Annotated in this window: 7 protein-coding genes; 2 read left to right on the top strand and 5 right to left on the bottom strand. The window is 65.2% G+C overall.

Annotated features, from left to right (window positions below):
- Both ngg and LO50_RS07485 read right to left on the bottom strand, forming a co-directional pair.
- A partial coding sequence (gene ngg, locus LO50_RS07490) for an N-acetylglutaminylglutamine synthetase (RefSeq protein ID WP_044314598.1) occupies window positions 1-1724 on the bottom strand: 1724 nt, incomplete at its 3' end.
- A gap of 135 nt (window positions 1725-1859) precedes the next feature.
- Entirely contained in the window at window positions 1860-3632 is a 1773-nt protein-coding gene (locus LO50_RS07485) for an N-acetylglutaminylglutamine amidotransferase (RefSeq protein ID WP_044314597.1), read from the bottom strand.
- 175 nt (window positions 3633-3807) lie between these two features.
- Between LO50_RS07485 and LO50_RS07480 the strand changes: the two genes are divergently transcribed.
- Entirely contained in the window at window positions 3808-4281 is a 474-nt protein-coding gene (locus tag LO50_RS07480) for a MarR family winged helix-turn-helix transcriptional regulator (protein WP_044314596.1), read from the top strand.
- 5 nt (window positions 4282-4286) lie between these two features.
- On the opposite strand, the gene LO50_RS07475 is transcribed toward LO50_RS07480, so the two are convergent.
- From LO50_RS07475 to egtB, 3 genes are read right to left on the bottom strand one after another with little or no spacing between them, the layout of a single operon-like run.
- Window positions 4287-6077 carry a S8/S53 family peptidase gene (locus LO50_RS07475; protein WP_044314595.1) on the bottom strand — a complete coding sequence of 597 codons (1791 nt, stop codon included), beginning with the start codon at window positions 6075-6077 and terminating at the stop codon, window positions 4287-4289.
- A 3-nt stretch (window positions 6078-6080) separates the two neighbouring features.
- Window positions 6081-7043 carry an L-histidine N(alpha)-methyltransferase gene (gene egtD / locus LO50_RS07470; protein ID WP_044314594.1) on the bottom strand — a complete coding sequence of 321 codons (963 nt, stop codon included), beginning with the start codon at window positions 7041-7043 and terminating at the stop codon, window positions 6081-6083.
- A gap of 2 nt (window positions 7044-7045) precedes the next feature.
- Complete coding sequence (gene egtB / locus LO50_RS07465) at window positions 7046-8341, bottom strand: ergothioneine biosynthesis protein EgtB (RefSeq protein WP_044314593.1); 1296 nt, start codon at window positions 8339-8341, stop codon at window positions 7046-7048.
- 149 nt (window positions 8342-8490) lie between these two features.
- Here egtB and LO50_RS07460 point away from each other — a divergent pair.
- Window positions 8491-9200: OBAP family protein (locus LO50_RS07460; protein WP_044314592.1), on the top strand; the 710-nt coding region annotated here is incomplete at its 3' end.

The following is a 9200-nucleotide window of genomic DNA, read 5'->3' as shown; positions in this document are numbered from 1 at the left end:
AGTGGGAAGAGCAGGTCGATGAAGCGTTCGGCGGTCGGCTGCGGCTGATGATTGGCCAGGCCGACGCGCTCGTTGGCCTCGATGAAGACGTACTCCGGTTGGTCCGGTGCCGGCACCAGCAGGTCCAGGCCCACCACCGGGATGTCCAGCGCGCGGGCGGCGCGTACGGAAGCGTCGACCAGCTCGGGGTGCAGTTGCGCGGTGACGTCTTCCAGCGTGCCACCGGTATGCAGGTTGGCGGTGCGGCGCACCGCGAGCCGGTGTCCGTCCGGCAATACACTTTCGAAGTCGAAGCCGGCGTCGCGCAGGCAGCGCTGGGTTTCCTCATCCAGCGGAATGGAACTCTCACCGCCGGTAGCGGCCTGGCGCCGGCGGCTCTGCTTCTCGATCAGCGAACCGATGCTGGTGCGGCCATCTCCGATGACTTCCGCCGGGCGGCGTATCGCCGCGGCGACCACCTCGAAGCCGATCACCACGATGCGCAGGTCGAACCCCGGATGAAAGCTTTCCAGCAATACGCGACTGTCGTACTGCCGGGCGCGCTGGATGGCGTCTTCCATTTCGGTCGCATCGCGCAGGTCCACCGCCACGCCCATGCCCTGTTCGCCATCCACAGGCTTGACCACCACGCTGCCGTGCTCGGCGAGAAACGCGGCATTTTCCTTCGGGCCGGCAGCCAGCTGTTGCGCCGGAAGACAGATGCCCGCCTGGGACAGGGTGCGGTGGGTCAGGCGCTTGTCCTGGCAGAGCGTCATGCTGACGGCCGAGGTCAGGTCGGATAGCGACTCTCGGCAGCGTACCCGCCGGCCGCCCTGGGTCAGGGTGAACAGACCGGCTTCGGCATCGTTGATCTCGATCTCGATACCGCGCCGCCGGGCCTCGTCGACGATGATCTTGGCGTAGGGGTTGAGCTTTGCTTCCGGGCCAGGGCCGAGGAACAGCGGCTGGTTGAAGCTGTTCTTGCGCTTGACGGTGAAGGTCTGCAGATCACGGAAGCCCAGCTTGGCGTACAGCGCCTTGGCCTGCTGGTTGTCGTGCAGCACCGACAGATCGAGATAGGCCAGGCCGCGGCCCATGTAGTGTTCGATCAGGTGCCGCACCAGCGCCTCGCCGACGCCCGGCCGCGGGCAGCTTGGCGAAACCGCCAGGCACCACAGGCTGGAGCCGTTTTCCGGATCGTTGAAGGCGCGGTGGTGGTCGATGCCCATCACGCTGCCGATGATCTGCCCGGAGGTTTCGTCCTCGGCCAGCCAGTACACCGGGCCGCCCTTTTCGCGCGGCGTGCAGCGCTCCGGGTCGACGGGCATCATGCCGCGCGCCTGGTACAGACCGTTGATGGCCTGCCAGTCGGCTTCGCTCTGGGCACGACGCACGCAGAAACCGCGGAAACGCTTCTGCGCAGGGCGGTAGTCGGTGAACCAGATGCGCAGGGTATCGGAGGGGTCGAGAAAGAGTTGCTGCGGTGCATAGGAAAGCACCTGGTGTGGCGCGGCGACGTACAGCGCGATATCGCGCTCGCCCGCCTGCTCGTTGAGCAGTTCGGCAGCGAGTTGGGCGGGATCGGAGTAGGTGTGGCCGACCAGAATGCGACCCCAGCCGCAATGCAGGATCACCGGGCCGCAGGGTTCCTCCTGACCGTCCTCGGCGAAGCGTGCCTGCAGCCGCTGGTAGGTCGGAGCCTGTCCGCGCAACAGACGCTGACCGTAGGCTTGGGACTTCTGCATGGTGCGTTCCTTGATGCTAAGTCACGAACCGGCAGCGGCGGGGCGATGTGCTTGCCCCCGTGGCGCGTGGCAACCGCAGCCGTTCGTGAGCGGGTTATCGGGGCCGTCGTGGCCTGGCGCCTGCAGCGGCCAACGTCAAAGGCCTTGTTCGCTCAACCATAGGTTGACCGCCGCCAGCTGCCAGAGTTTTGAACCGCGCAGCGGCGTGAGCTGGCCATCCGGATCGGCGAGCAGCTTCTCCAGTGCCTGCGGGTTGTAGAGGCCGCGTTCCTGGCTGGGGTCGAGCAGCATCTCGCGAACCCAGTTCAGCGTCGCACCCTGCAAGTGCTTGAGGCCCGGCACCGGGAAGTAGCCCTTAGGCCGGTCGATCACCTCGGCAGGAATGACCTGGCGCGCCGCTTCCTTGAGCACATACTTGCCGCCCTCGGGCAGCTTGAACCTGGCCGGGATGCGCGCCGACAGTTCGGCCACGCGGTAGTCGAGGAACGGCGTGCGCGCCTCCAGGCCCCAAGCCATGGTCATGTTGTCGACGCGCTTGACCGGGTCATCGACCAGCATCACCGTGCTGTCGATACGCAGCGCCTTGTCCACCGCCGCATCGGCGCCGGGCCGGGCGAAGTGCTGACGGACGAAGTCGCCGGAGAAGTCGCCCTGGACCCACTGCTGCTGCACGGTCTCGGCATATTCCTCGTACGTGCGGTCGCGGAACGCGGCGAGGTAGGCCGCCACCGGGTCTTCGGCGCCGTCCACCAGCGGATACCAGTGGTAGCCGGCGAACAGTTCGTCCGCACCCTGGCCGCTCTGCACCACCTTGCAGTGCTTGGCCACTTCCCGCGAGAGCAGGTAGAAGGCGATGCAGTCATGGCTGACCATCGGCTCGCTCATCGCCTGGAAGGCGGCCGGCAGCTGTTCGAGGATTTCCTTTTCCTGAATACGCAGCTGGTGATGACGCGTGTTGTAGTGCTTGGCGATCAGATCCGAGTACTTGAACTCGTCGCCGCGCTCGCCGCCGGCATCTTCGAAGCCGATGGAGAACGTCAGCAGATTGTCGGCCACACCGGCTTCGCGCAGCAGGCCGACCAGCAGGCTGGAGTCGACACCGCCGGAGAGTAGTACGCCGACATCCACCGCGGCGCGCTGACGGATCGCGACCGCCTCGCGCATGGTGTCCAGGGTGCGCTGTTTCCAGTCTTCGAAGCTGTAGTTGCGCTCCTCTTCACGGGCGCCGAATTCAAGCTCCCACCAGCGCTGGGTGGTGGTCGCGCCATTAGCGTCGACGCGCATCCAGCTGGCCGGCGGCAATTTCTCGATACCGGCGATCAGCGTGTCCGGTGCCGGAACCACGGCGTGGAAACTCATGTAGTGATTCAGCGCCACCGGATTCAAAACACCGGCGATATCGCCGCCCTTGAGCAGTGCCGGCAGCGACGAGGCGAAGCGCAGGCGCTGGTCGGTGCGCGATAGGTACAGCGGCTTGACGCCGAGACGGTCGCGGGCGATGAACAGCTGCTGGCTGTCGCGCTCCCAGATGGCAAAGGCAAACATGCCGTTCAGCCGCGGCAGCAGCGCTTCGCCCCAGGCATGGAAGCCCTTGAGCAGCACTTCGGTATCGCCTTCGGAGAAGAAGCGGTAGCCCAGGCCTTCCAGCTCGGCGCGCAGTTCCGGGTAGTTGTAGATGGCGCCATTGAAGACCATCGACAGGCCGAGGGCCGAGTCGATCATCGGCTGGCCGGACGCCTCGCACAGATCCATGATCTTCAGGCGTCGGTGACCCAGGGCGAGTGGGCCCTGGCTGTGGAAACCGCACGCGTCGGGGCCGCGCGCAGTCAGTTGTTGAGTGATGCGTTCAACCGCAGCCAGATCGGCCGGGCGGTTATCGAAGCGAAGTTCTCCAGCTATGCCACACATAAGATCCTTACCGGTTTTGCCGTTGGGGAGTGTGACTGGCCCGTCACCCGCGAAGTTCAGCCTTTCGGATCAGCGCAGCGGCGCCGATGCGGCCGGGAACAGGTCAGTCAGCTTTTTACACCAAAACAAAAAAATGCTTTGATGTCAAAGTTAGTTTTCGCACGAAAAGCCGCATATGACTGAAGAAACAGTTTTAAACGAAAGCAATAGTGCCGGGCTGGAAGCCTTCGAAATGCCGCTGTTTCAGGCCATGCGCCGGTTGCAGCAGGACGCCGAAGTACATGCCAAGCGTCTGGCGCGCTACGGAGGCTTGAGCCCTGTGCAGCTGATGATCCTGCAGGTGCTGGCCAGCGAAGGGCAGTTGACCGCGAGTGACCTGAGCCGGCGCGTCAGCCTTACCGCAGCCACGCTTTCCGGGCAGATCGACCGGCTGGAGGAGCGCGGGCTGTTGCAGCGCCAGCGCGACGACCAGGACCGTCGCCGCCAGTGGCTGCTGCTCAGCGATAGAGGCCGCGCCTTGTTGCAACAGGCGCCAGCGCTGTTGCCGCCGGAGTTCCGCGCACGTTTGGCCGCCTTGCCGCAATGGGAGCGCCACGCGCTGACCGCCGCGCTGCTGCGTGCCGCCGAGCTGTGCGGCGACATGGAGTGAACACCCTAGCGCGAGTTCTTCAGGCTTTCCACGGTCAGCTCCAGCGCCTTGCGCATGTCCAGCCGTGCTGAGCGACCGACATCGCGATCATCCAGTCGATAGCCGCGCTCGGACGGCAGGATCGGCGCGGTAAGGTCATCCGCCTCGGCGGGCTCGAAATCCGAGTCGCGGCCGATGGTCATGGCGCTGCGGCGTAGCAGTTCACGCACCTGATCCGGCTCCAGCCCGGGATTGACCGAAAGCATCGCGCCCACCGCACCGGCAACCAGCGGCGTGGCATAGGAAGTGCCGCAATGCACGTCGCCGCGCTTGTCGGGATCAAGCGTGGCGGCACGGGTGCAGGCGGCGGCGGTGATGTCCACGCGCATATCGACGTTGGATGATTTGCGCTTGCGCACGTAGTCGGGGTGCTCCACCGCGACTTTTTCCTGATCGTTGCGCTCATGGCCGCCGACCACCAGTAGCTGCTCGGTGATGAACGAGGAGGGCAGTCGATAGTCGTCACGCCCGGAGTGCGCCGAGCCATTGCCGGCGGAGTTGATCACCAGCACGTCGGGATGTTCGCGGCGCAACCAGAGGAAGAATTCCTCCAGCAGCTCCTCGTAGCCGCTCATGGCGATGCCCGAACGCAGCAGCGAATCCACCGGTTCGCCTTCCACATCCACCGTGCCGATGCGGTGGATACCCCAGCTCCAGTTGAGGATGCGCGCGCCGTCCTCCACCAGATTCACCGAGGCCGCGACGTTGGCCGTGATGCCGGCGTCCGAGTTGCGCTCGACGATCACCTCGAAGCCCGGCCCGGTGCCGTCCAGTGCACTGAGAAAGCCCTGGTCGCGGGCATCGTTGGCGTGGGCGGCGAGAATCCCGGCGACGCTGCTGCCGTGATTGTCCGGCCGGTCGGCGTCGCGGGCGTAGAGGCAGGTGCGCTGTTGCTGTGGATCGCAGGGTTCGAGATATTCGGCGAAATGCGGTGCATCGAAATCCACCGCGCGCTCGATGATGCCGATACGCACCGGCTGTTTTTCCCCGGCGCGCTGGCCGGCGGGAATGCGTTCGCGGTAGTAGTCCACCGCATCGAGGAAGCGGTTGGCGGCCCACTCGCGGTTCTGCGGACGCTTCTGATCCGCGGTCTTGCCGGTTTCCTGCTCGTCGTTCTCGGCGGCCGATTCCTCGATCACCACGGCATCCACGCCCACCTCGCTGCCCAGGCGCAGCACCATGGCGTCGCGCTCGGTCAGGTCTTTCACCGGCAGGCGCAGCTGATAGGTGTTCAGCGGCGATATGGCGCCGACCACCTTGGCGCCGTACTTCTCGGCGAGCTGACGCGCCTTTTCCAGCCCCTTGTGGTCCTCCTCGATGATCAGGCTGACCAGGTCTACATAGGTGGTCAGGTCATCCATGTTGCGCGCCACTTCATCGGGTTTGGCGGCGAGCACCTGGCTGCGTCCGGCCGAGAGCCAGACCGGATTGCTGCGTAGCCCGTCGCGCTCAAGCCACAGCGGGCCGCTGCGCACCGCGTCCGGCGCAAGGGTCAGGCGGAGCTGCTCACCGTCGCGCTGGAGCGTGTCGGCATCCACGCGCTGGCCGTTGAGGTACAGCTGCACATCGGCGCGGGGCAGGCCTTTGGCGCTCAGGCACCAGCTCAGCGAATCCTCGGCGAAGAGGTCGCCGCAGCGCTTGAGCTGGGTGATGCGGATGGGATCTTCTGCAGCTGCCGGAAAGGCGGCGAGGGCGCTCAATAACCCGAGGCCGAGGCCGAGGCCGAGGGTGAACAGGGTGGAGGCGCGTTCTGGCATGGTTCAACGTCGCTCGAGGTAGTTGACGCTGAACAGCCCGCGCCGGTCGGTCCACTGACCGCGACAGGCGAAGCCGGCGGCATCGGCCAGGGCAGCGAAGGATTCCAGCGTGTACTTGTAGGAGTTTTCCGTGTGCAGGCTTTCCCCAGCATCGAAGTGGAAGCGCCGGCCTTCGATGGTCACGTCCTGCGCATCGGGGCTGATCAGGTGCATCTCGATGCGCGATTCGGCCTCGTTGAAGAAGGCGCGATGGACGAAGCGTGACGGGTCGATGTCGCTGTCCAGCTCGTTGCGGATGCGCTGCAGCAGGTTGAGGTTGAAGGCGGCTGTGACATGAGCGCGGTCGTTGTAGGCCGCTTCCAGCACCGCACGATCCTTGACCAGATCGACGCCGATCACCAGGCCGCCGCCGGCCGGCAGCACATCGTGCAAGCGCTGCAGAAAGGCCGCGGCCTCGCCCGGGGTGAAGTTGCCGATGCTGGAACCGGGGAAGAACATCAGCGGGTGCTCGCTGGAAAAATCATCCGGCAGGTTCAGCTCGTTGGAAAAGTCGGTACAGGCGGCATGCACCTCCAGCCACGGGTAGTCCGCCGCCAGCCGCTGGGTGCTGCTGAGCAGGAAGTCCTCGGAGATGTCGATGCCCAGATAGCTGGTCGGGTGCAGTGCTTCCAGCAGCAGGCGTACCTTGCGACTGGCACCGCTGCCCAGCTCGATCAGGTCGCTGTGAGGGCCGGCGATGTCGAGGATGTCGTTGGCAGCCTCGGCGAGAATCTGCTCCTCGGTGCGGGTGATGTAGTACTCGGGCTGCTGGCAGATCTGCTCGAACAGCTCGGAACCGCGGCGATCATAGAAGAACTTAGGCGAGGCCCATTTCGGGCTCGCGGCGAACCCGGCGAGGGTTTCGTCGCGCAGCGAGGCGTCGTGTGGCTGTTGCAGCTGATCGTGAAAGTGAATTGCCAGCGCCATGTTCAGAGCCCTCTGGCCAGGCGCAGCCCGGCGAACTGCCAGCGCATGGCCGGCTGGAAGAAGTTGCGGTAGGTGACCCGTAGGTGGGATTCCGGCGTGGCGCAGCAACCGCCACGCAAGACCATCTGGCCGGACATGAACTTGCCGTTGTACTCGCCGAGGCTGCCCTCCAGCGGGCGAAAACCCGGATAGGGCAGGTAGGCGCTGGCGGTCCACTCCCAGACATCGCCGAACAGCTGCCTCGGGCCGTCATGGCCGGGCGGCACGGCGACCGGTTGCAGGTAGTCGCTTTCAAGGAAATTGCCGCGCAATGGCTGGTCGGCGGCGGCGACTTCCCATTCCGCTTCGCTCGGCAGCCGCGCACCGGCCCAGCGTGCGAAGGCATCGGCCTCGTAATAGCTGATGTGACAGACCGGTGCCTCCAGGTCCAGCGGGCGCAGACCACCAAGGGTCATCTCGTGCCAGCTGGCGTCCTCGCGCAGCCAGTACAGCGGGGCGTTCCAGCCGGCCTGCTGGATCAGGTCCCAGCCGTCCGACAGCCACAGCTCCGGGCGGGCATAACCGCCGTCAGTGATGAACGACAGGTATTCGCGGTTGCTCACCAATCGTTCGGCAAGCTGGAAATCCTCGACGAACTGGCGATGTCGCGGGGTTTCGCAATCGAAGGCGAAATCGCTGCCGGCATGCCCGATGTGCTGCACACCGCCGGCGTATTCATGCCAGCGCGGGCGCTCGGGGCTGCTGGGCCGGGGCTGGGCGAGATCGTCGCGATAAACCGGGTGCAGCGGGTTCTGCGCGAGGATGTGCTTGATGTCCATCAGCAGCAGTTCCTGGTGCTGCTGCTCATGCTGCAGGCCGAGGCCGACGCGGCGGACGATTTCGGCAGCCTGCTCGCGCGGCGGATTGCTCAGCAGTTCGCCCATGGCCTGGTCGACGTGGCGGCGATAGCGATAGATCTCGTCCACACCCGGGCGGGACAGCACACCGCGCCGCGCCCGCGGAAAGGGCAGGCCATGGGTCTGGTAGTAGGAATTGAACAGGTAGTCGTAGGCCTCGTTCAGCCGCCGGTAGCCGGGCAGATAAGGCAACAGCAGAAAGGTCTCGAAGAACCAGCTGACATGCGCCAGGTGCCATTTTGGCGGGCTGACTTCCGGCGTGCTCTGGATGACGTAATCCTCGACCTGCAGCGGCGTGCAGATCGCCTCGCTGGTGGCACGTACCTGCCGGTAACGCTGCAGCAACAGGTCGAGTTCGGCGAGTACCGGATGCGAATGTGGCTGCTCTGCCAGGTTGCCCATGGCTGTCCCCCTCGGGTTTGACGACCGAAACGGCCTCCCATAGCGACCCGGCGCGGCGGGCAAAAGTTTCTGCCGGCCGGCTTGGCGACCATGAAGAAAAAGCGGCTGCGCTCTGGTCACTCTGTATGAGCAAAGCAGGGGATCGAGCCATGCGAAAGTTGTCAGTCCTGGGTTCCGCAGTGCTGTTGGCTGCCTGCGGGCAACACAATACGGCGTCCTACACCGACGCCGCGGGCGCGCCGAAAAGCGCCGAGACGCGCACCCTCGAGGCCGGCGCAAAGCTGTTGCAGGGCAAGGCGCCGCTGAATGCTGTGAGCGCTTACCTCAACGGCTTTCACTTCTATAACGGCGACATGGACGGGCAAATGGAGGCCCACCACTACGTCACGCGGCTGAACGAGGACGTGATGCAGGCGCTGATCTACGACGGCAATGGCAGCGATGCCAAGCTCATGGGCGTCGAATACATCATCAGCGCGCGCCTGTTCGCGACACTGCCCGAGGACGAGAAGAAGCTCTGGCACAGCCACGATTACGAGGTGAAGTCCGGCGCGCTGGTCGCCCCCGGCCTGCCGCAGGTCGCGGAAAAGCAGCTGATGGAACAGGTAGTCAGCACCTATGGCAAGACGTGGCACACCTGGCATACCGACCGCGACAAGGAACTGCCCTATGGAATTCCGGCGCTGATGATGGGCTTCACCGCGGATGGCCAGCTGGACCCGGCGCTCGAACAGGCCCGTGACGACCGTCTCGACGTGGATACCCAGGCGATCCGTCGCAGTCGCGAGTCGATCCCGCAGCCGACGGTCGATCCGGCGGCAAATGCCTGGGAGAAAGGTGAAGTGATTCAGCTGCAGCG

Origin of the sequence: Stutzerimonas stutzeri (assembly GCF_000935215.1) — a bacterium.
In the GTDB taxonomy this organism is placed as follows: Bacteria; Pseudomonadota; Gammaproteobacteria; order Pseudomonadales; family Pseudomonadaceae; genus Stutzerimonas.
This window is presented reverse-complemented; position numbering and strand designations above follow the sequence as displayed.